We start from the raw sequence: 23,290 nt of genomic DNA, 5'->3' as shown, positions 1-23,290 counted from the left end.
TCCTAAATAGTTAAGAAGTAGAAGTATAAGGTAATGTTACTAAGCTTAGCTCAATCTCGGGCATACCTTTTACTCGTAAAGCTTGTTGTTCAGCAATATCATTTCCGACAACTGCTTGTATATATGAACTGCCATCAGTGGCTTGATAATAGTTAAGTACTTCGCCAGCTGAGCGCCAATTTTCTCCTAGCTGCTTTTCAACGGCGATGTCCTCACTCAGTAAACCGTTATATTTGCCTACAAGTTGCACCATCATTTTTTTGTTTTTTCCTAAATATTGCATTCGTGCAACTGTCTCTTGCCCTAAATAACAACCTTTAGTAAAGCTGATGCCATTGATTTGGTCTAAGTTCAGCATTTGAGGTACATAGTGTTGTACGGAGTCGGTACCGAGGCACGGAAATCCTTCAGAGATTTCGAGTAATTGCCATACATCACTGTCGACAACGGGGGAATTCGTGTTATCGACTAATGTTGCCAATGTCTCAACCGCAGTAATCACTAAATAGCGATGGATATTACCTGCCAAATACACAACACTGACATCATCTAGATGGACAACTGGAGTCGATTCATCAGGTAGCTGTCCCAGTTTAGTTTGCAAAGCTTGGGCATTATCGTCACCTACAAAAGCGGCAAAAGCGATATCTGTTGCTTGCTCAATTTCCACTTTAGCAAATACGCCGAATTTCTTAAGCTCTGCTAATGACAAGGTTAAGCTCTCTTCTGGCTGAATAAGCAATAATGCTTGTTGGTGCTCAACTAAGCGAAAAACTGAAAGTACTTTACCTTTAGCATCACAGTGAGCGCCATGCTGCAAACTCTGGCTGTTACGCTCATTAACGTCACAGGTTACCTGACTTTGCAAATATTTTTGCTGTTCTTCGCCTCTCAAGCGAATCGCAGAAAGTTGTGGCAAGGGAATAATGAAGTTATTGGGTAATGTATCTAAATTGGGTCGTGCGTCTGTCATCTATCATGTAAAGATTTGAAGAGTCGTTGAAATACAAGTATAGGCATTTTGAAAAAAAACAAGCTAAAGCTGCGATTTTATTTGTGAAATTGTTAGAATATATCTAGATTGAATGAAAAGGGAAAATTATGTCATTAGCTAAGAATAAAGCACGCCTAAAATGGGCATGTCGCCGTGGTATGTTGGAATTAGATGTACTATTTATGCCATTTGTAGATCAAGCTTATGACCAGCTTACTGAGCAGCAACAAAAAGAATTTGAACGTTTATTAGAATGTGATGATCCTGAATTATTTGCTTGGTTTATGGGACACGAAAAATGTGAAGACGCTGCACTTAACGAAATCGTACAAATCATTCTTAAGCGAATCAAAGTGTAATATTCGTTTTAAAGCGCTTAATTTTGAGCGTATTTCACTATTTTCCATAACGACTATTTGGGCACTATGCAGTGCCTTTTATTTTATAGAAAATGCGTTATTACTTTGGCAATGTGTATTTGCTATTTTAATGTGCTCCGCGTTATTGGTAAAACAGCTGTCTTCATTATTTTATACAAGTGATGAAGTCCTGATTACAATTGCTTTACCGAGTGCTGCATTGTTATTGAATGGTCAAACATTTCTACTAACAAATAATAGCCGAAAGAATGGCTTAGGCTTTTGGTTAAGCATGAAAGCAACGAGTTCGCCGTCTAATATAAATCAATGCAAACAGGTTTTTGTTCCGCGATTTGAGTTGAACCGAGAACAAACTTCCCATCTTAGCTATTTAGTTAAGTCGCTTTAGGCGACAATATTGTGCTACTCGAGTTTTCAATTAAATCTGGATAATCTAGCGTGTAATGAAGTCCTCGGCTTTCTTTACGCTGCATGGCACTTTTTATAATAAGTTCAGCAACTTGAACTAGGTTTCTAAGTTCGAGTAAGTTATTGCTTACTCTAAAATGACGATAGTAATCGTCAATTTCCATTTGCAATAGCTCAACACGATGAAGTGCGCGCTCTAGGCGCTTACTGGTCCGAACTATACCGACATAGTCCCACATAAATAGTCTTAGCTCGTGCCAGTTATGTTGAATGACGACTTCTTCGTCAGAATCGGTTACTCGACTTTCATCCCAGTGAGGGAGTTTAATGTATTTTTCATAGGTTTTTAGGCTATTGGTAATGTCTTTTGCTGCGGCTCGAGCAAATACTAGGCATTCTAATAAAGAGTTGCTTGCCATACGGTTTGCACCGTGCAGGCCTGTGTAGGCTACTTCACCAATAGCATATAAATTGTCTATGTCGGTTTTGCCTGATTTATCAATCATGACACCGCCACAAGTGTAGTGTGCTGCAGGTACGACAGGAATTGGTTGTTTTGTCATGTCTATACCAAGCGACTTAGTTTTTTGATAAATCGTCGGGAAGTGTTGCTTAATAAAGTCAGCAGATTTATGGCTAATATCTAAATACATGCAATCTGCACCAAGTCGCTTCATTTCGTAATCAATAGCGCGGGCTACAATATCACGCGGTGCTAATTCTGCTCGCTCGTCAAATTCTGGCATAAAACGACTGCCGTTCGGACGTCTTAATATTGCCCCTTCACCTCGCAAAGCTTCCGTTAATAAAAAGGTGCCGGCACTCGGATGAAATAGGCATGTAGGATGGAATTGATTAAATTCCATATTCGCGACACGACAACCTGCGCGCCATGCCATGGCTATACCATCACCACTGGCTACGTCGGGGTTTGACGTATATTGATAAACTTTACTTGCGCCACCTGTCGCCAAAATCGTTTTTCGCGCATGAATGCTTTCAACCTTTTCACTATTTCGGTTCCAAATATAGGCACCTATACAAGCTTTTTGGTCGTTGCGGTCTTGATTAATTAAATCAATAGCGTTGTACCGTTCAAATACACGAATACGGCTGTGCTGTTTAATACGAGTTACTAGTGTTTCTTGTACTGCTTGACCTGTAGCATCTGCTGCATGCAATATTCTACGATGACTATGACCGCCTTCACGCGTTAAATGGTACTTAGCTTCGCCGTTTTCTCCAGGTTCTTGATCAAAGTTGACTCCTTGTTCTATTAACCACTCTAAACAGGCTTTCGCATTTTCCGCAGTAAAACGAACTACGTCTTCTTCGCAAAGTCCGGCACCAGCAACTAGCGTGTCTTCGACGTGGGAGTCTATACTGTCGTTTTCATCAAAAACCGCGGCAATACCGCCTTGAGCGTAAAACGTAGACCCTTCATTAATTGGCCCTTTACTGAGTACAATTACGTCAGCATTTTGTGCAAGGTGTAATGCTAAGGTTAAACCAGCCGCACCGCTGCCAATAATTAAAACATCGCAATTGTGTTGTTTACTCATAATTTTTCCGGTCGTGATCTACTTACTTATTGCCGTAAGTCGCTTTTGCACGTGTAAAAAAAGCAATATTCAGTTAATCTAAATAGAATCGAATTTTAGCGTGTAAATGGCGCACGGAATAGTGATTTACACACGATATTCAAATAAAACGTAATTTTTTTTGTATTTTTTCGAACTTTATTAAATACGTATAGTCATAACAATTGCGTTTGTCTTGAGCCAGATGTAGATGAAAGTAGTTTTTTAGGAGTATTGGCTCACATGAGCGAACAGAGAATCGATCAGGAATTGGTCGAGAAAGTACAACGAGGAGATAAAGGGGCTTTTAATCTTTTGGTAAAGAAATACCAAATAAAAGTTTCCAGCTTGGTTAGCCGATATGTGAAAAACCAAGCTGATGTTCCAGATATTGTACAAGAGGCATTTATTAAGGCTTATCGAGCATTGCCAAATTTTAGAGGTGAAAGTGCCTTTTATACTTGGCTATATCGAATAGCAGTAAACTGCGCTAAAAACCACATGGTCGCAGGTAGCAGAAAGCCACCTAGTACTGATGTTGAGGTGGAAGATGCAGAGTTTTATGAGGGTGGCGATGCTCTGAGAGAAAATGCTTCTCCAGAACGTGTGCTGCTTACAGAAGAAATTAAACGCGTCGTTTTTGAAACGATGGAGCAATTACCTGAAGATTTGCGATTGGCAATTAACTTTAGGGAAATTGAAGGGTTAAGTTACGAAGAAATTGCGACAATTATGGAGTGCCCTGTAGGCACTGTGCGCTCAAGAATATTTAGAGCACGTGATGCAATTGATAAGAAAATTAGTCCTTTGTTGCAACGCTAAAATTGCAGTAATAATAATTACAGCGCTAATATTTAGATAAGGTGTTTTTATGAGTGAAAGTAAGTTTGAAACCGTCTCTGGCTTGATGGATAACTACAAGCAAGACGTGGAAAAACTTGACAGTGTGCTAAATGAGCAAGAGTCCGCTCAACGCTGGGAAAATTATCATTTGATAGGTGACGTATTGCGTGACGATACGCCAGAATCTATTCGTTTAGACTTATCGACGCAAATCGCTCAGGCAATTGCTGAAGAACCTACCGTATTGGCACCTCGTCGTAATAAATTCATTCAAGCGACTAAAGCCAAAGTGGTGCAATTGGCTAAGCCTTTTGGTCAAGTCGCTATTGCTGCTTCTGCTGCTGGTTTAATGATATTAGGTGTACAAACAACTAATGTTGCTGAAAATGAACAAAGCGTTCCTCATCAACAAGTCATTCAAACTTACCCAATTGCTGGCGTTGCTGACCCAGTCAGTTTAAACTACCAATCACCAAATCGCGCAGCTCAAAAGCAAGCTTACATCGAACAGCAAAGACGTTTTCAAGCTTTACTCGCTGATCATAATCAGCAAGTTAAACTTAGTGCCGTAACAAAAGAGGCGTCTAATAATGGTGAAACTCAAGCTCAAGAGCAGGTAGAAGATACGCCTAAATGAAATTAATCAGTAGTTTGCTATTGCTGTTAAGCACAAGCTTTTCAGCAATAGCGATGGAAAATGAACAAGCCGAATCTTGGCTTAAACGCCTGTCACAATCACTCAATACGCTAAACTTTAATACCTCATTCGTTGTTGTCAAAAATAACCAAGCGGAACCTTACCATTGGTTTCACGGGGTAGATGAAACTAACACTGAATTAGAAATTCTTTCATTACTCAATGGTCCTCGTAGAGACGTGTTGCGTAAAGGGCAAGTGGTAAGTTATATAGAGCCTGAACTACCGCCATATTCAGTGAATGCAAACCATATTAGTGGCCCCATTCCTGCTATTTATCGTCAAGATATTACTGCACTTATTGAGAACTATGAGTTTATATCGGTAGGGCGTAGTCGTGTGTTGGGAAAGTCAGCTCAGTTAATTCGAATAGTCTCAAGAGATGGCCATCGATTCGGTCATTGGCTATGGCTAGATATGGAAAGCGGCCTGCCATTGAAGATGGCTCTTATTACGCGTAAAGGGCAATTGCTAGAGCAAATCCAATTTACCCACTTGGAAATTACCGAAAAACCTGCGGAGAGTTTAAATCAACTAGCTAATGCAGAGTTACCGCAAGTATTAACTTTACCTGATACAGAGAAACAACCATTTGCTTGGCAAGTCAATTGGCTACCAGAGGGGTTTGAACGTATTCAATCGAACCGCCATCGTGTCACCCAAACCAAGCAGCCAGTTGAATTTATGTTGTTTAATGATGGTCTTGTCGATATTTCTGTTTACGTAAATCCGAGTGCCGATAAACAGCGCCCGATGGAGTATGTCATGAATGGTGCGACCGTCGTTCTTAACCAAGTGAATAACGGTATTGAAGTCAGTGTTGTTGGTAAAATTCCTTCAGTAACAGCAAAAGCTATTGCTGACTCTATTGCGCCGAATGCTGCAGGCGGACAGTAATGGAAGAGTTGGCGACAGTTGTCGATTTAAAGCCTGATTGTGTAGTTGTGCAGAGTCAGGTTAAATCAAGCTGTAGTCAATGCCAACAGGTCGATAATTGCGGTAGTGGTCAAGTAGCTAAAGCCTTCCCTCAGCCAAAATTGATGTTAGAAATACCAACACAAGAAGCTTTCGATATTGGCGATAAAGTACTTATTTCTATCCCAGAACAAGCCTTGCTTTCAGTAGCTTGGCAAGTTTATTTATGGCCAATTCTTGGGCTGATTGGCTTTGCTGCAATTGCACAGTTTGGTTTTTTTAACAATGGTACTATCAGTGAAGGATTTGTCATTTTATTTGCACTTTTAGGTGGATATTTAGGCTTTAAATTTGCTAAACATCGCGTAAGCCAACATGAAGTAGACAAAGCATTGCAACCCCAAATAAAACAAAAAGTAAGCGCTTCTTTAGCTGTTGATATTAGTTAACTTGTAAGAATAGCCACGCTAATTAATCAATAGTGGTTATTAAATTGTCTGTTATAGCGACAGCGAAAGTAGGGTAATTTCCGCTCTTGAGAAAAAGGCGACAATTCATACCAAGTTTTTGACTCCATCCCGAAGTTATATTCCCGACCAAGCATAAATAAATCATCGAATTATACTTGTTCATATTGAGTTAGAAGTAATTGTAACCGCTTTGAAAAGGTTATTCACTATGTTGACGTTCTATTTGAATTATATACACATGCGCTTCTTGTGATTTAAACATGTCTTTAAGTGCTTAGGTTGGAAACAAATACAAGCATTAAGCTTTTACTTGGCTTATAATACCGCCAATTTAAGTAATCAGTAGGAAACCGAAATCAAGCATCATAATGCTTACCAAAAAATTTTCGGTCCCCTTTAAGGATCCCTGTTTAGCAAATCCTGTTAACACATAAGAGTAAACTCCTTTAAAATGAAGCACATACGTAACTTCTCAATAATTGCCCACATTGACCATGGCAAATCAACTTTATCTGATCGACTAATTCAACACTGTGGTGGCCTTTCCGATCGTGAAATGGAAGCTCAAGTATTAGATAACATGGATCTTGAAAAAGAACGTGGTATTACTATCAAAGCACAAAGTGTGACCTTAGACTATAAGGCGAAAGATGGTGAGGTTTACCAGTTAAACTTTATCGATACCCCTGGTCACGTTGATTTCTCGTATGAAGTTTCTCGTTCACTTGCCTCTTGTGAAGGTGCTTTATTAGTTGTCGACGCAGGACAAGGGGTAGAAGCACAAACGGTAGCGAATTGTTATACCGCTATCGAAATGGATCTTGAAGTTTTACCTATCTTAAATAAAATCGATTTACCTCAGGCCGACCCTGATCGAGTGTGTGAGGAAATCGAAGATATTATTGGTATTGATGCAACTGGTGCTGTGGCATGTTCCGCTAAAACGGGCATTGGTATTGAAGATGTTTTAGAGTGTATCGTAGAAAATATTCCAGCACCGGAAGGTGAGCCAAATGACCACCTACAAGCGCTGATTATCGATTCTTGGTTTGATAATTACCAAGGCGTTGTTTCACTAGTTCGTGTCATGAATGGTGAAGTGAAAAAAGGCGATAAGATGGTGGTTATGTCGACTGGGCAAACACATATCATCGATAAAGTTGGTATTTTCACGCCCAAGCAAACAGAAACAGGTATTTTAAGAACCGGTGAAGTAGGCTTTATCATTGCTGGTATTAAGGAAATTCACGGTGCCCCAGTTGGTGATACCATTACCATTCATAAAAAAGAAGCTGCACAACCTTTAGCTGGATTTAAAAAAGCGCAGCCGCAAGTGTATGCAGGTATTTTCCCGATTAGCTCAGATGATTATGAAAGCTTCCGTGATGCTTTGAACAAATTGAGTTTGAATGATGCATCGCTATTTTTTGAACCAGAGAACTCATCAGCGTTAGGTTTTGGTTTCCGTATTGGCTTTTTAGGTATGCTTCATATGGAAATTATTCAGGAGCGTTTGGCCCGTGAATATGACCTTGACTTAATCACTACTGCACCAACGGTAAACTACGAAGTAGAAACAACCAAAGGTGAAGTTATCTCTGTTGATAATCCAGCAGATTTACCGCCAGTAAATGAAATTTCTGAAATTCGAGAACCTATCGTACAGGCTAATATTTTAGTGCCTCAGGAGCATTTAGGTAATGTAATTACCTTGTGTATTGAAAAGCGTGGCGTACAAAAAGATATTATTTATCACGGTAATCAAGTGGCTGTTACTTATGAACTACCTATGGCTGAAGTGGTAATGGATTTCTTTGATAAATTGAAATCAACTTCTCGCGGCTATGCATCTCTTGATTATCACTTTATACGTTTTGAAGCGTCAGATATGGTTCGAGCTGATGTGATGATTAATGGTGATCGCGTTGATGCACTGGCGATGATCACTCACCGCAGTAACTCAGTAGCCCGTGGTCGTATGTTAGTTGAGAAGCTTAAAGAATTAATCCATCGCCAAATGTTTGATATTGCAATTCAAGCTGCCATAGGCAATAACGTTATCGCGCGTACGACGGTTAAACAGCTGCGTAAAAATGTAACTGCAAAATGTTATGGTGGTGATGTTAGTCGTAAGAAGAAACTTTTACAGAAGCAAAAAGAAGGTAAAAAACGCATGAAGCAAGTTGGTAACGTTGAAGTGCCACAAGAAGCGTTTTTAGCCGTATTGAAATTAGAGAACTAGGATTTACATGGCTGTTTATTTTTCACTATTTTTGGTTATCGTTACACTAGTTACTGGCATAGTATGGATAGCTGACAAATTTTATTTGGCGCCACAGCGTAAGCTTAAATTAGCAGCAGTACTTGAACAAAGTGTTGCGGCGTTAAGTGATGAAGAAAAAGCAAAGATTGAAGAGCCTTCGGCAGCAGTAGATACCGCAGTGCAAATCTTCCCTGTAATAGCCTTTGTACTTATTCTTCGGTCATTTTTATATGAACCTTTTCAAATACCGTCTGGCTCTATGATGCCAACACTTTTTGATGGTGACTTTATTTTAGTCAATAAATTTAACTATGGTTTAAAAGATCCGGTAGTACGTAATAAGTTTATTGAAATCGGTTTACCAGAACGTGGTGACGTAGTGGTGTTTAAATACCCAGTTCAGCCACAAATTGATTATATTAAACGTGTTATTGGTTTACCTGGTGATCGTGTTATTTATCGTAATAAATCACTTTATATCAAACCTGCTTGTCAACCTTCAGATTCGACATGTCCTGAGTTTGAGCAAGTTATTCAAGACTTTGAAGCAAAAGGTGAATATAAAGATAATGGCTTCGAATTAACTCGCTACACTTCACGTATGCCAAATCGAACACATCAAATTTTAGTTAATGACAATACGTTACCGCGCACGCCACATTACTTTAATCAACAAGGAAGCCAAAGAGATGAGTTTGTCGTACCGGAAGGTCACTATTTTGTAATGGGTGACAACCGCGATAATAGTTTAGATGGCCGTTTTTGGGGATTTGTACCAGAAGAAAATCTGGTAGGTGAAGCTGTGGCTATTTGGATGAGCTTTGCATTTGAACGTGGTGAGAATAGCTGGGTACCAGATTGGATGCCAAGCTGGATACCTTCTTCGGTTCGCTTCTCGCGTATTGGTGGAATTGAGTAGTGATCAGAAATACCCCTGAAGCTTTAGCTCGGCTCAGTAAACGCATTGGTTACCAATTTAACGAGCAAAGGTTATTGTTACAGGCGTTAACCCATCGTAGTGCTAAAGGTGAGCACAATGAAAGGTTAGAGTTTTTAGGAGACTCTATTTTAGGATTTGTAATAGCCGAGCAACTATTTACCCAATTTCCAAAACAAAGTGAAGGCGACTTAACTCGTATGCGTTCGAGTTTAGTTCGTGGTGTAACGTTGGCAGAGATGGCACGAGACTTTAAACTAGGTGAACACTTAATTCTTGGACCAGGTGAAAAGAAAAGTGGTGGCCACCGCCGAGACTCCATTTTAGAAGACGCTGTAGAAGCGATAATTGGCGCAATCTATCTTGATTCAGACATCAATACTTGTAAGCAGCAGGTGTTAACATGGTTTAAACCTCGCTTGGCAGAAATCAAACCAGGTATCACGCAAAAAGATCCTAAAACTCGTCTACAGGAATACCTTCAAGCCCGCAAAATTTCGTTGCCCAGTTATGAAGTAATTGATATTAAAGGTCAGTCGCATAATCAAGAGTTTACGGTGAAATGTACAACAGAAATTTCGCAGAAAGAAATTATTACCAAGGGCACTAGCCGCAGAAAAGCTGAGCAGGCCGCAGCTGAAAAAGTTTTGGAGATGATAAACAATGACAACAAATAACCCGCACTGTGGTTTAATCGCTATTGTTGGTCGCCCTAACGTTGGTAAGTCAACATTGCTAAATACCTTACTAGGGCAAAAAGTGAGTATTACATCACGCAAGCCACAAACAACACGTCATCGTATATTAGGTATTTTAACCGAAGGTGATTACCAAGCAGTTCTCGTTGATACTCCTGGCTTACATTCGGAAGAGAAACGAGCAATCAATCGGCTCATGAATCGAGCTGCAAGCAGCTCGATTTCGGAAGTAGAGCAAATTGTATTTTTGGTCGAGGGCACACATTGGACTACCGATGATGAAATGGTGCTTAAGAAAATCAAAAATAGTGGCGTACCTTGTGTATTAGCTATCAATAAAATTGACAATGTTCAGGAAAAAGAAGCATTACTTCCTCACCTTGAAAAGCTTGGTAAAATGCATGACTTTAAAGACATTGTTCCGATAGCTGCCACTAAAGGTGACAATGTCGATAAAATTAAACAATTGTGTTTTGATGCGTTACCTGAAAGCGATTTTTGGTTTCCAGAAGACTATATAACTGATCGTTCGAGTCGCTTTATGGCATCCGAGATATTGCGCGAAAAATTAATGCGTTTTACTGGTGATGAATTACCTTATTCTACGACAGTAGAAATTGAGCAGTTCAAACAAGATGCCAAAGGTATCTTACATATAAACGCGTTAGTTTTAGTGGAGCGCAATAGCCAAAAGCGCATGATAATTGGTAATAAAGGCGAAAAACTTAAGACAATAGGTCAAGAAGCTCGCCGTGACATGCAAGCATTATTTGGCCAGCAAGTGTTTTTAGAGACTTGGGTAAAAGTGAAAACCGGTTGGGCTGATGACGAACGAGCATTACGCAGTTTAGGTTATGGTGACGATTACTCCGGTTAAATACTTTGATTGATATTGCTTCCCCTCAATCTGCATTTTTACTGCACTCTCGTCCCTACCAAGAACATAAACTCTTGGTTGAGTTATTGACAGAGCAAGAGGGGAAAGTTGCCGCAGTGGTCTATGCTGGTAAGACGGCGAAATCAAATAAAAAACCTTTGTTACAACCTTTTTTCCCGTTAAAAGTACAATTGAAAGGGAAAAGCCAATTAAAGTCATTACAATCGGTGGAAGCTGATGGACGCTCAATCCCCCTAGTAGGGAGCGATTTATACTGCGGCTTTTACTTAAATGAACTACTAGTAAAGTTACTACCAGAGCTAATACCTTGCCCTGAGCTATTTAAGCTCTATCATCAAGCCATACAACAATTTAATCTAGCCGGTAGCAATGAGCCCGCACTACGTCACTTTGAGTTATCCTTGCTAAGTGAGTTAGGTATTGGTTTGAACTTCGAGCAAGCATTAGCTTGTCAATCTGACTATGTGAGTTTTAGTTTTGATGAAGGGTTTAGCGAATCGCTTAAAGGGAAAAATGCTTACCTTAAGTCAGATGTTTTATTGCTAGCCAATCATCAATTTAACGATCAAAATGCACTTAGAACAGCAAAATTACTGATGCGAGAGTTGATTAATCAATTACTCGGCAATAAAACGCTAAACAGTCGTAAGTTATTTAAAAAAGAGAAGAAATGATGAAGGATATTCTACTAGGCGTAAATGTTGATCATATTGCAACATTGAGACAAGCGCGCGGTACAACTTACCCCGATCCAGCGCATGCAGCAAGTGTCGCAGAACACGCAGGTGCTGATGGCATTACCATTCATTTGCGAGAAGATAGACGCCATATTCAAGACCGCGATGTTCATGTTATGAAAGAAACATTGCAAACTCGGATGAATTTAGAAATGGCCGTGACTGACGAGATGATCGATATCGCGTGTCAGGTAAAGCCTACTTTTGTTTGTTTAGTACCAGAAAAGCGCGAAGAGCTAACCACTGAGGGGGGGTTAGATGTCGCTGGTCAGCTAGATAAAGTAACTGACGCCGTTACTAAACTAGCTAATGAAGGTATTTTAGTAAGTCTATTTATCGATGCAGACAATGCACAAATTGATGCTGCAAAAGCAACTAAAGCACCTTTTATAGAAATTCATACTGGTCATTATGCTGATGCCACTAATGAGCAAGCGCAATTAACAGAATTAGCTCGTTTAAAAGCAGGAATTGAATATGCCGACAATATCGGCTTAAAAGTTAATGCTGGGCATGGCCTTCATTATCATAACGTTAAGCCCGTCGCTGCAATCGAGCAAATTATTGAACTTAATATTGGTCATGCGATTATCGCACGAGCAGCTATTGACGGGTTAGATAAAGCTGTACGTGATATGAAGCAATTAATGATTGAAGCGAGATTGTAATGTCAGTAGTCGGCATTGGTACAGATATCGTTGAAGTCTCGCGAATATCTTCAATGAAGGAAGCCGCGAAAGAACGTTTAGCTAAGCGTGTATTAACGTCGATAGAATACCAGCATTATCTGCAGTTAACTCAGTCAGACAGTTATCTGGCAAAACGATGGGCAGCTAAGGAAGCGGCGGCTAAGTCATTGGGTACAGGCATAGCCGATGGTGTTTCGTTTCAACACTTTACTATAGAAAGTTTGGCTAGCGGTGCACCAGTACTTCACCTTTCTGACCGCGCGTTAGAGTTGGCGAAAGGCTTAGGTGCAGATAATTGGCACATTTCTATTTCTGATGAAAAGCATTATGCGCTTGCATTTGTGGTCTTGTCGAAATAAAGTGGCGAATATTAAATCATCAGTTATACTTTAAACTGGTGTATAGAGTTTGTAGTAGAAGGGTGTATACCATGCAACCGGAGAAAAAACCGTTAGAAGATAGAAGAGCAGAGCCGCCAGAGCAATCAATCTGGTGGTCACGTCTATCGTTAGCGCAAAAATTTTCGGCGAGTAGTCTTGGTAAGTTTGGCTATGAATTACAATTCATTCGCAATGACAACGGCAAAAGTTTAGCTGTTTTAATTTGTAACGGTGGCGTTGCAGTTATTGCGGAAGATGGTGAAATTAATACGTCACCAAATATTCGAATTCGTTAAATTAGCAATTTAACGAATTCCGGTCTAATTTTAATTACTCGCTGATTCGCTTATCGTCATTTCATCTATGTTGTCTAGTACCGTAGGTGCTTCTTTTAGCACGTGTTCAATATGCTCAAAAAACTCGAAAAACTCCGGCTCTAGGTCATCTAACGATTGATTTTGTTTTAACATAGTTTCAATTTGTTGTGTAATTTTTCCTAATGCAGGAACACCTGTGTAACAACAAGCGCCGTTGAGTTTATGTATTAATACTTTAACTTGTTCAACGTCTTGGCAGGTTATAGCGTCATCGATTAATAGTTTCGTTTCAGGCAAACTACTTACTAAGCCAGAGAGCATATCTTTAGCTAAATGCACTTTATTTCCGGTGCGAGAAAGCGCTAAATTCCAGTCGATGGCTTCTGTTTTGACACTTAATGTTTGCCCTACAGCATTTAACTGCTCCGCTAACGTTGGGGCACTCAAAAGTTCAAGATCACAATATTCATAAATCGTGTGCTTAAGCATTGATTCATCGATTGGCTTAGTCATATATGAGCTAAAACCTTCGACAAGTAGTTTTTCTTTTTCGCCACTTAAGGCGTGGGCCGTAACTGCAATTATTGGTGTTTGATCATTAAACGTGTTTGCTTTAATTGTTTTCAATGCAGTAACACCATCCATTACTGGCATCTGAATATCCATAAAGATAAGAGCAAATTTTTCACTTTTACATAGTTCTACCGCTTCTTCACCATTACTAGCAGTGATGACTTCTTGTACTTGTTCTGTTAGCAAGGCCTTAATTAACTTAAGGTTGGCATCATTATCATCAACAGCGAGTACTTTAATAGGGGCTTTTTGCCCTAATGCGACGATAGTTTGATGACCTGTAGACTGTTCTTGTGGTGAAAGTACTCTAGCCAGTCTAGCTGGTGTTAATGGTTTGCTTAAACAGCTTGTTGCGCCGCAGCCAATCAGTACTTCTTGTAGGCTAGGGGAATTGCTGTTTATTGCTAAATGAACTGAGGGAATTTTTTCTTTTAAAGAAGTAATAAGCGCCTTAAGTTCAGGTAAAGCAGTTGGTGTAACATCGTGACTGATCAATGCATAATCATAAGATTGTTCTTGCTCTAAGGCATTACTGAGCTCATCTAAACTTTCTATCGGCATCACAGTCATTTTCCAATTAGCCATAATGTCACTAGTGGCAATTCGTCCATGAATGTGGGGCTCAAAATATAAAATACTCTTATTTTCTAATGCTTGCGCTAATAATGGCTGGCCAAGTGATACTGGATTTATTTCACACTCAAAGGTATACCAGAACGTAGAGCCTCGGCGTACTTCACTTACAAAACCGATATCGCCGCGCATTTCTCTAGCCAAGCGCTGAGAGATAACTAAGCCTAAACCTGTACCACCGTATAAGCGTGTGACACTTTTATCCGCCTGACCAAATGCTTCAAATATGGTTTTCTGTTGGTCGTTGTTCATACCGATACCAGTATCAGTAACCGTTACTTTTATAATGGCTTTGCCATCTGATAAGTTTTCAGTGTCTACGTCGATACAGACCGAACCTTTTTCGGTAAATTTTATAGCGTTATTGGCGAGGTTTATCAAAATCTGTTTAATACGCATTGCATCACCAATGAGCGAGTCGGGGATTTGATCGGCAATACGCAGTGATAATTCTATATTCTTTTTGTGTGCACTAGGTGCGAGTAATGTCAGTGTTTCTTCTATTGATTCCCTTAGTGCAAACGGGATATTTTCAATCACCATTTTACCGGCATCAAGTTTAGAGAAATCTAGAATGTCATTAATAATCGCTAATAAATTATTGGCAGAGCGCTCTATTGTTTGTAAATAATCTCGTTGTGTTTCACTCAATGGAGTTTTCAATACTTGCCTTGTAAAGCCAATAACACCATTTAGTGGTGTTCTTAACTCATGGCTCATATTGGCTAAGAATTCAGACTTTACTTTATTAGCATCTTGGGCTTTTCGTTTCGCAATATCTAACTCAACGTTTTGAATTTCAAATTGCTCTAAACTTTCACGTAAATCTACCGTTGCTTGGTCGATGCTGCGCTGCATTTCATCATGGTAGTCGCCTAAGCTTTGTGCCATGGCGTTAATACCATTTTTCAAGAAATTCAATTCACCAATTAGCTGTCCACTGACGCGACTTTCTAATTTACCTTCTCGGATCCTGTCTACTGCTTGCACCATCGAAGTAACAGGTCGAGTTACGTTTTTAATTAGGCGGAATGTAAAGATGGCACTAATCAATGAACCAAAAATAACAATGAATAGCGCAATAACTATCTGGCTTTGCTGTTTAAACTGAACTTTATTGCGATCAATTTGCACGGCGATATAACCTAAGGCATTTTCGTACACTGAATTTGGAGTTAGTTGTCGAGCTTCATCATAAATAGGTGTTCTAAAGATTAAGTAATTTGGGATCGTTTCGATGACGGTCTTTTGGGGGATTTCCTGGCCAGGTTTTAGGCGCATTAATCCCGTTTCACCATGATAGGCGCTAGTAACAAATATTTGGTTATCTGCGGTAAATATTGTGATGTTTTTGACAATGTCCGAATGGTTTCGGTGTGCGGTGCCAATTAAGCGTCTTAATCTTTCCCTGTCTTTAGTGATTATCGGCTCGACGCCAACAATAGCGATTGGTTCTAGAATACTCTGAGCGCGAAGGGTGAGATATTCATCAAGCTCTACATAACGACTATACGAGAAATAGCCGCCAATACCAAAGCCAATCAATGTTGTTGGTACTATGGTAAGTAATACAACCCAGTCTTTTAGGCTTATTTTATGCATCTTTCGTTAGAACTTAGTGTAAAATCAATCCTCTGAAGACATTATCATGTCATATCAACGCGTAAATTTATAGCATACATTCAAGCATAGGCTGAGCTTTCAATGGCAAAAATATATAAAGCGGCTAAAAACGCCAAACCAGCTGTTAAATCATTGGTTGGTAAAACCATCAATATCACAATAGAGCGCCTTGATCTTAATGGCGTTGGTGTTGGCCGTTATCAAAAAAAATCAGTCTTTGTTGCAAACACTTTAATTGGAGAGCAAGTAGCAACTAAAGTAGTTGAACAAAAAAGTAAATTTATAAAAGGGCAGCCGATTAAAATTAATCAGTTGTCTGAATTAAGGGAAAAGCCTCGCTGCGAACATTACTATCAATGTGGAGGCTGCGAGTTACAGCACTTGTCTCACCAAGGTCAACTGTCGTTTAAGCAACGAAAAGTAGATGAGCTCTTCGGCCGTGAAGGCATTGATAAGTTACCTTGGTTATCGGTAGTTAGCGAAGATATTTGGCACTATCGCCGAAAGGCCCGTATCGGTGTTCAGTATAATAAATTAGGTGAGGCGATAGTTGGCTTTCGTCGTAAAGATACCAATACGCTAACACCAATAAAGACTTGTCCGGTGTTAGACAACTCATTGGTCGAAATATTTAGCGATCTAAATAATGTTATCTCGCAGCTAGAATTACCAAACGCTATCGGCCATATAGAGGTTATTGCAGGGGAGCGGCCATCGCTGGTCGTTAGGCAATTATTAAAATTAACAGAACATGTAAAGCAAGTTTGGCAAAACGCTGCAGACAAAAATAATTGGCAAGTCTCCTTTGATACAGGTAAGTCGATAGTTGCCTTAAATGAGCAATTACCTGAGATGTCATATGCATTAGGCGATATTGACGTTAAGTTTACTGCTAGCGACTTTATTCAAGTTAACGCCAGTGTAAACCAAGCAATGATAAAACAAGCTATTGAATGGTTAACGTTAACTGAAGATGATACTGTCTTGGATTTATTTTGTGGGTTAGGTAATTTCTCATTACCTATGGCTCAGCATGCAAAGCATGTAGTTGGGGTTGAAGGTGTAGAAGCCATGGTGCAAAGCGCAGGAGAAAATGCTGCGCATAATGGCATAACTAATGCCCAGTTTTATCAATTGGATCTAAACAGTAATTGGCAAAATCAAGCATGGAGCAACGTGCCTTTTAATAAAGTATTATTAGATCCTGCGCGAGCAGGAGCATTTGAGGCTTGCCAACAATTATTACAATTTTCTCCTGAAAAAATTCTTTATGTGAGCTGTGAACCGGCAAGTTTGGCTCGTGACGCAAAAGCCTTAGTGTCTGCTGGTTATCAGATAAAAAAAATTGGTTTAATTGATATGTTTAGTCAAACAAAGCATGTGGAAACTATGGTATTGTTTGCAAAGTAAAGTTAGCGCTTATTAATTCTTATGCTCTAAGGTTAGTTCAATGGTTTCTGTACGAAAATCCCATCAATTATCGACAAATAGTTTCGAGCAGTGGTTAACTGCACTCGATATAACTGAAGCTAAATCAGAAGCACTTCAAACGCTTTGGTCACAAGTTCATAGCAAGTTTGATAATGATGAAAGAGCCCTGACTAAATCGTTAGAAATGGTAGAGATACTTGCCGAATTAAACTTAGATAAAGATTCTTTATGCGCCGCATTTTTAATTCCGTTAGTTGATAACAGCACTTACTGTTTAGAAGAGATTAAAGAGACATTTGGTAAGCAAATCTTTATGTTATGTAAAGGTACGCATCAGATGCAGGCCATTAAAACACTTCAACAAAAGCAAACCAATAAAGTCGCGGCGAATCAGGTTGATAATATTCGCCGAATGCTATTGGCAATGGTCGAAGATGTACGTGCTGTAGTAATCAAGCTAGCAGAGCGTTTATGTTATCTACGTTTAGTGAAAAATAGCGAAGAAGATATACGTGTTATTGCAGCAAAAGAAACGGCAAATATATATGCGCCTCTGGCAAATCGTCTTGGAATAGGCCAGCTAAAGTGGGAATTGGAAGACATTGCTTTTCGTTATCTACACCCTGAAACCTACAAAAAAATTGCCAAGTGGTTGGATGGTAAACGTTTAGATCGTGAACAATACATGGTCGACTTTGTTGATAACTTACAAAGTCAATTGGAAGCGATGAATGTTAAAGGAACGGTTTATGGACGACCAAAACATATTTATAGCATTTGGAAGAAAATGCAGAAAAAGTCGTTGGACTTTGAACAATTGTTTGATGTGCGTGCGGTAAGAATAATTACAGACCAATTACAGGATTGCTATGCAGCCCTAGGTGTAGTTCATACAAATTGGAAGCATTTACCTAATGAGTTTGATGACTATGTGGCAACGCCTAAATCTAATGGCTACCAATCAATTCATACGGTAGTTTTAGGGCCTGAAGGTAAGTCTGTTGAAATCCAAATACGTACAGAGCAAATGCATCAAGATGCGGAATTAGGCGTAGCGGCACATTGGCGGTACAAGGAAGGTAGTGCTCACGGTAAAACATCAGGCTTTGATGAAAAAGTAGAGTGGCTGCGTAAAATTTTGCAGTGGCAGGAAGATGTTTCAGAAAGTGGTGAAGTGCTTGACGAGCTGCGCAGCCAAGTATTTGAAGATCGCATTTACGCCTTTACACCTAACGGTGATGTGATCGATTTACCTGTAGGCGCAACCCCGTTAGACTTTGCTTATTATATTCACTCTAATGTAGGGCATTGCTGTATCGGCGCTAAAGTATTTGGTCGCATTGTGCCATTTACTCATCAATTACAAACTGGTGATCAAGTTGAAATATTAACCAGTAAAAAACCAAATCCGAGTCGTGATTGGTTAAACCCTAGTTTGGGCTATATTCATTCAGCACGCGCTAGAGCGAAAGTTCAGCACTTCTTTAAGCTGTTAGATCGCGATAAACATGTCGAACAAGGCAAAGTATTGATTGATGCTGAGATCAGTAAAGCGCATATTGAATCTGTTGATTTACTTGCAGCAGCCAAACGCTTCAACATGAGTACCATTGAAGACTTATATGCAGCAATAGGTTCAGGCAATGCTAGGTTGCAGCAAGTCGTTAATTATCTGCAGCAAAAGTATGCGAAATCTCAGCCGGAACCTGAGATAGATCCTCAATCATTGGTAAACCAACAAGCTGCCCAGAAAAAGCCGGTTGCTAGCGACGGCGTGATTGTCTCTGGTGTTGGTAACTTAATGACTCATATGGCGAAATGTTGTCAGCCGGTACCCGGTGATGATATTACCGGCTTTATTACGCAGGGGCGTGGAATTTCGGTGCATAGATCGGATTGTGAACAATTGGCAAACTCACTAGAGCAGCAACCAGAGCGTGAAATTGAAGTGCAATGGGGTCATCAACAACAAAAAAGTTATCAAGCGACACTGCAAATTACCGCTAGTGATCGGCATGGGCTTTTACGTGATATTTCGACAATTATTGCTAATGAAAGAGTACTAATTGCTGGTATGGCGAGTCACTCAGATAGTTTAAAACAAACAACTAGAATGAGCTTTACTATTGAAATTGCCAATAGTGAAATGCTAAATCGAATATTGGCTAAGTTACGTCAGCTAGATGATGTAATTGATGTTAAGCGTTTATCTCATTAGGAAAATTTATGTTAAGTGATAAGGCTTCTATGGATAAGCTACGTTGGATCATGGCGCAATTAAGAGATCCTGAAACTGGCTGCCCGTGGGATCTAAAACAGGATTTTGCTTCAATTGTCCCCCATACTATAGAAGAAGCTTATGAAGTGGCTGAAGCTATTAATCAACAAGACTATACTGAATTGGAAAAAGAGCTTGGCGATTTATTGTTCCAAGTAGTTTTCTATAGCCAGCTCGGCTTAGAACAAAAACGCTTTGATTTTGATAGTGTTGTCGCGGCAATATGTGAAAAGTTAATTCGACGACATCCGCATGTGTTTGCTGACGAATCGTTACACACCGAAGCACAAATTAAAGCAAATTGGGAAAACGAAAAAGCGAAGGAGCGAGCGAGTAAATCACCAAACGAAGATTTGAGTATATTGGCTGATATTCCTCAAGCGTTGCCGGCACTTTCTCGCGCAAATAAAATTCAAAAGCGTTGTGCTCATGTCGGTTTTGACTGGGATAATATTGAACAGTGCTTTGAAAAAGTTGAAGAAGAAGTGGCTGAAGTTAAAGCTGAGCTTAATCAAAGTGACGAGCGATTAGCGGAAGAGTTAGGGGATTTGATGTTTGCTGTTGTTAATGTTTGTCGACATGCTAAACAAGATCCTGAAGCATTATTAAGGGCTGCTAATAATAAGTTTATTCAACGCTTTGAAACGGTTGAACAATTGGCGTTAGAAACAGGAAAGTCGATTGAACAACATAATTTGGAGACGTTAGAAAGTTTTTGGCAAGTCGCAAAGAAGCGAAGTCAAAAGCAAAGTAATTAGGTGTTTATTGATGTTACTTAAGTATATTGGGTTGTTATTTGTTGGGTTAGCAATGGCAGGGGCGGCACTTCCTGTGTTACCAACTACACCGTTCTTACTTGTTGCGGCAGCTTGCTTTGCTAAATCGTCTCCTCGTTTATACAACAAGCTTATATCTAATAAAGTATTTGGCCCAATGATTTTAGACTGGCAAGAACATAGAGCTATTCCAAAGCGAGCAAAAATTATATCGTTGATTTCTATGGTGCTTGCAGTTGCTTGGTCTTGTTATGTGTTACCTGAACCTCATTGGCAGCTACTTGTGATTGCACTGGTCACCGGGCCATTTATTTTTATTTGGCGGCTACCTTTATCGGAAGATAAAAAAAGCGAGTTCTAAACTCGCTTTTTTTCAATATATGAATATCTGGTTTAATGAAATTGAGTGGTAATTAAACAATTTCTTTTTCTAACTCAATATCAACCATTTGTTCATCTTTAGCCACTACAATAGCGTCGCGGCCACTTTCTTTTGCTTGATAGAGCGCTTTGTCTGCGGCGTTGAAAACTTCGGTACTATTACTGTTTTTATCGGTAAATGTTGAAATGCCAAATGAACAAGTAATCTTTAATACTTTATTTTTCTTGCGTAATTCAAATTTTAAGCTGTTGACAACATCTCGAATTTTTCGAGCTATTTGTACTGTTTTGCCTAAATCTGTTGCAGGTAAAATAATAACAAACTCTTCACCACCATAGCGAGCAACATAGTCAGTTGAACGAATGTGCTTTTTCAAGGTTTGACCTAAGCATTTTAATACTTGGTCGCCAATACTATGGCCATAGCTATCATTAATACTTTTGAAGCGATCGACATCAATAACCATTAGTGCTAACGGTTGTTTAGAAGCTTGCCAATCTTTTCGTTCTTTATTAATTCGAAGTACATACCCTTTACGGTTGCCAACGGTCGTTAACTCGTCAATTAGGCTTACTTCTTCAGCAACATTAAGTTTCTTTTCAAGTTTATCGACAAAACTCGAAGTGCTTTCTATTTTGTGAGTAAGCTCATTTATGGTTGCTTCGTGAGTGAGGTGAATTTCATTTTGGGTTTTAGCGTAATCGTTCATGATATCTGACAACAAAGTAACGCTGTCTTTAATATGACGCTGCATTCCTTCTATGGTGTCAATCGCACGCGCTTTCACTTCCATATTTTTAAGTTCAGTCACCATATTATTGGTGACGCGATTACCTTCATCTTTACTCGATTCAACAATGCTCTGAATAACCGTGGTGCGATTAAATGCATCAACCAAATTTGCATGAATATCATTGAGCATTTCTTCGGCTGCACAACGCTCTTGTTGTATCAGCAGTGTAAGGTAGGTTGTCGTTCTTTCAAGTAAGTTAATTGAAGCAAAAAAGTTGCCTTTACCTTCTTTGACATTCGACGCTTCATGTAAAACATTACTAATAAATTTATCATTAGGGTAAGTTTTAGCTAATTGTTTCGACACAATAACCACGTCTTTAAGCAGCTTTTTACTTGCTAAGTGAATATCAGCTGCAACAACGCCTGTTTCTTCGGTGGTAATATCACCTTCAGAAACAACAATGCTGGACGAATCTCTCACGTTTGCAAGATCGCTGGCTAAATATTCGAGCGCTTTACCTGCGCCTATTAATAGAACGTGCGCAGGTTGTTGTAAGGAGATTTCAGATAAAATATCTTCAACTTTTTCTTGTTGATTAGTCGATAAATTTTTATCAGAAACTTTTTTTATCAATGACTTAAATGAATTTACATCTTTTTTCTGCGCTTGATAATCGACATTATCAAAATTTTTCTTCATTTTTGCGTACTGTTCTACTAACGACGCAAACGTAAACATTGCCTCATTAGATTTCAACGCTTCTTTGATATTATTTATTTGTACAGACAGAGGCCCAGTATTTGGCGCTACTTCAATGAAATGTTTTAAAGCGCGCTTCAACTCGGTGTTGGTGCGCTTTAAGGTATTGATGTCTTGACTACTTATTTCCGAATTCATCAACTTTTTCCACAAATGTTCTGGAATTACTGAGGGTTATTATTAAGCCCATTGCGTGAGCTTGCCTTATAAAGGCAATAATAACAGAATAGTTCATCTAGCTCAGTATAAATATTAGTCGTTAAGTGCTTTCTGTACCAGTTTTGCTAAGTGATTTGGCAAAGTCAGCGTTAACGCAATACCTTGCGCTTTTTCAGACATTTTGCTCCATGTTTTTTTTACTATACTAATAATTTTCTCATCACTATGTTTGGCTGCAAAAGGTTCAAAGTAGTGGCAAAGAAAGACTATGCAAGCAACGTCTTCAAGTGCTTGGCTCTCTGGATTTGATTTTAGCTTTTCTTTACGAATAATTGATGCGGTTTGTTCAGCTTCAGATTCGCTGTACCCTTTTTCTAGCATAATGTCAGCCGCTGTTTGTGCATGCATTTGCCCCAGTGCTTTACGCCATTTCAAATAGCCTACCTTTCCTTGAGGGTATTCGCTTCTTGCTATGGCCCAACGTTTTATGTGTTGAGCTCTAACGGCTATTTGTAAGTACTCACTAGCATCCGGCCAGAATTCATTTACACAACTTGTCATTCGCTGACCGTAAATTAATTCTTTTGCAATTGATTTACCTTCAACAATTTCGTTATTTGGATCTTGGCTGTTAATTGCATCGATTTGTGCAATGACTTGTTCAAATGTTGTACTCATTATTTGTTCTTATGATTGTTTCTGTTTTACTAATGATACGATGTAATTTAGTAAAGC

At 39.3% G+C, this 23,290-nt stretch carries 22 protein-coding genes; 17 read left to right on the top strand and 5 right to left on the bottom strand.

Going from position 1 to position 23,290, the window contains the following annotated elements; genetic code table 11:
• Positions 1-10: 10 nt before the first annotated feature.
• Entirely contained in the window at positions 11-973 is a 963-nt protein-coding gene (gene ygfZ, locus HII17_RS00240; protein WP_169073327.1) for a tRNA-modifying protein YgfZ, read from the bottom strand.
• Positions 974-1,101: 128 nt separating this feature from the next.
• Here ygfZ and HII17_RS00235 point away from each other — a divergent pair, with 128 nt between their 5' ends.
• Positions 1,102-1,353: an FAD assembly factor SdhE gene (locus HII17_RS00235; protein ID WP_169073326.1), complete on the top strand. Its 252-nt coding sequence runs from the start codon at positions 1,102-1,104 to the stop codon at positions 1,351-1,353.
• A 395-nt stretch (positions 1,354-1,748) separates the two neighbouring features.
• On the opposite strand, the gene nadB is transcribed toward HII17_RS00235, so the two are convergent.
• The gene (gene nadB / locus HII17_RS00230; protein WP_169073325.1) at positions 1,749-3,344 is read right to left on the bottom strand and encodes an L-aspartate oxidase; all 1,596 of its coding nucleotides are present in this window, start codon (positions 3,342-3,344) and stop codon (positions 1,749-1,751) included.
• 261 nt (positions 3,345-3,605) lie between these two features.
• On the opposite strand from nadB, the gene rpoE reads away from it, so the two are divergent.
• The 12 genes from rpoE (at position 3,606) to HII17_RS00170 (ending at position 13,184) form a co-directional block, all read left to right on the top strand.
• Positions 3,606-4,184 carry an RNA polymerase sigma factor RpoE gene (gene rpoE, locus HII17_RS00225; protein WP_169073324.1) on the top strand — a complete coding sequence of 193 codons (579 nt, stop codon included), beginning with the start codon at positions 3,606-3,608 and terminating at the stop codon, positions 4,182-4,184.
• A gap of 49 nt (positions 4,185-4,233) precedes the next feature.
• Complete coding sequence (locus tag HII17_RS00220; RefSeq protein ID WP_169073323.1) at positions 4,234-4,842, top strand: sigma-E factor negative regulatory protein; 609 nt, start codon at positions 4,234-4,236, stop codon at positions 4,840-4,842.
• Positions 4,839-5,798, top strand: a complete 960-nt coding sequence (locus tag HII17_RS00215) for a MucB/RseB C-terminal domain-containing protein (RefSeq protein WP_169073322.1) — start codon at positions 4,839-4,841, stop codon at positions 5,796-5,798. Before HII17_RS00220 ends, HII17_RS00215 begins: the two co-directional genes overlap by 4 nt.
• Entirely contained in the window at positions 5,798-6,265 is a 468-nt protein-coding gene (locus tag HII17_RS00210) for a SoxR reducing system RseC family protein (RefSeq protein WP_169073321.1), read from the top strand. Before HII17_RS00215 ends, HII17_RS00210 begins: the two co-directional genes overlap by 1 nt.
• Positions 6,266-6,737: 472 nt before the next feature.
• The gene (gene lepA, locus HII17_RS00205; protein ID WP_169073320.1) at positions 6,738-8,528 is read left to right on the top strand and encodes a translation elongation factor 4; all 1,791 of its coding nucleotides are present in this window, start codon (positions 6,738-6,740) and stop codon (positions 8,526-8,528) included.
• A 7-nt stretch (positions 8,529-8,535) separates the two neighbouring features.
• Positions 8,536-9,468, top strand: coding sequence for a signal peptidase I (gene lepB / locus HII17_RS00200; protein ID WP_169073319.1), 933 nt, complete (start codon positions 8,536-8,538; stop codon positions 9,466-9,468).
• On the top strand, positions 9,468-10,163 hold the full coding sequence (gene rnc / locus HII17_RS00195; protein WP_328824432.1) for a ribonuclease III: 696 nt from the start codon (positions 9,468-9,470) through the stop codon (positions 10,161-10,163). The genes lepB and rnc overlap by 1 nt, the downstream gene beginning before the upstream one ends.
• A complete protein-coding gene (era, locus tag HII17_RS00190; RefSeq protein WP_169073318.1) occupies positions 10,150-11,061 on the top strand; it encodes a GTPase Era in 912 nt (303 codons plus the stop codon). Before rnc ends, era begins: the two co-directional genes overlap by 14 nt.
• A 5-nt stretch (positions 11,062-11,066) precedes the next feature.
• A complete protein-coding gene (recO, locus tag HII17_RS00185) occupies positions 11,067-11,756 on the top strand; it encodes a DNA repair protein RecO (protein ID WP_169073317.1) in 690 nt (229 codons plus the stop codon).
• On the top strand, positions 11,756-12,487 hold the full coding sequence (gene pdxJ / locus HII17_RS00180; RefSeq protein ID WP_169074107.1) for a pyridoxine 5'-phosphate synthase: 732 nt from the start codon (positions 11,756-11,758) through the stop codon (positions 12,485-12,487). The genes recO and pdxJ overlap by 1 nt, the downstream gene beginning before the upstream one ends.
• Positions 12,487-12,867: a holo-ACP synthase gene (gene acpS, locus HII17_RS00175; RefSeq protein ID WP_169073316.1), complete on the top strand. Its 381-nt coding sequence runs from the start codon at positions 12,487-12,489 to the stop codon at positions 12,865-12,867. Before pdxJ ends, acpS begins: the two co-directional genes overlap by 1 nt.
• A 71-nt stretch (positions 12,868-12,938) precedes the next feature.
• Positions 12,939-13,184 (top strand): hypothetical protein, encoded by a 246-nt coding sequence (locus tag HII17_RS00170; protein WP_169073315.1) that lies wholly within the window; start codon positions 12,939-12,941, stop codon positions 13,182-13,184.
• A gap of 30 nt (positions 13,185-13,214) precedes the next feature.
• On the opposite strand, the gene barA is transcribed toward HII17_RS00170, so the two are convergent.
• A complete protein-coding gene (gene barA, locus HII17_RS00165; protein WP_169073314.1) occupies positions 13,215-16,013 on the bottom strand; it encodes a two-component sensor histidine kinase BarA in 2,799 nt (932 codons plus the stop codon).
• Positions 16,014-16,115: 102 nt separating this feature from the next.
• On the opposite strand from barA, the gene rlmD reads away from it, so the two are divergent.
• The 4 genes from rlmD to HII17_RS00145 are packed head-to-tail and all read left to right on the top strand — an operon-like array spanning position 16,116 to position 20,880.
• Positions 16,116-17,444, top strand: a complete 1,329-nt coding sequence (rlmD, locus tag HII17_RS00160; protein WP_169073313.1) for a 23S rRNA (uracil(1939)-C(5))-methyltransferase RlmD — start codon at positions 16,116-16,118, stop codon at positions 17,442-17,444.
• 40 nt (positions 17,445-17,484) lie between these two features.
• Entirely contained in the window at positions 17,485-19,683 is a 2,199-nt protein-coding gene (gene relA / locus HII17_RS00155; RefSeq protein WP_169073312.1) for a GTP diphosphokinase, read from the top strand.
• Positions 19,684-19,691: 8 nt separating this feature from the next.
• Positions 19,692-20,501 (top strand): nucleoside triphosphate pyrophosphohydrolase, encoded by an 810-nt coding sequence (gene mazG / locus HII17_RS00150; RefSeq protein ID WP_169073311.1) that lies wholly within the window; start codon positions 19,692-19,694, stop codon positions 20,499-20,501.
• 10 nt (positions 20,502-20,511) lie between these two features.
• Positions 20,512-20,880 (top strand): YbaN family protein, encoded by a 369-nt coding sequence (locus HII17_RS00145; protein ID WP_169073310.1) that lies wholly within the window; start codon positions 20,512-20,514, stop codon positions 20,878-20,880.
• A 52-nt stretch (positions 20,881-20,932) separates the two neighbouring features.
• On the opposite strand, the gene HII17_RS00140 is transcribed toward HII17_RS00145, so the two are convergent.
• Together HII17_RS00140 and HII17_RS00135 are read right to left on the bottom strand one after the other, a co-directional pair.
• On the bottom strand, positions 20,933-22,534 hold the full coding sequence (locus HII17_RS00140; protein ID WP_169073309.1) for a GGDEF domain-containing protein: 1,602 nt from the start codon (positions 22,532-22,534) through the stop codon (positions 20,933-20,935).
• Between the two features lie 114 nt (positions 22,535-22,648).
• Positions 22,649-23,233 carry a DUF4202 domain-containing protein gene (locus HII17_RS00135; RefSeq protein ID WP_169073308.1) on the bottom strand — a complete coding sequence of 195 codons (585 nt, stop codon included), beginning with the start codon at positions 23,231-23,233 and terminating at the stop codon, positions 22,649-22,651.
• Positions 23,234-23,290 lie beyond the last annotated feature (57 nt).

The organism is Thalassotalea algicola, assembly GCF_012932965.1.
Lineage (GTDB): Bacteria > Pseudomonadota > Gammaproteobacteria > Enterobacterales > Alteromonadaceae > Thalassotalea_F > Thalassotalea_F algicola.
The sequence above is the reverse complement of the archived record's forward strand: the minus strand, read 5'-3'. Positions and strand labels throughout refer to the sequence as shown.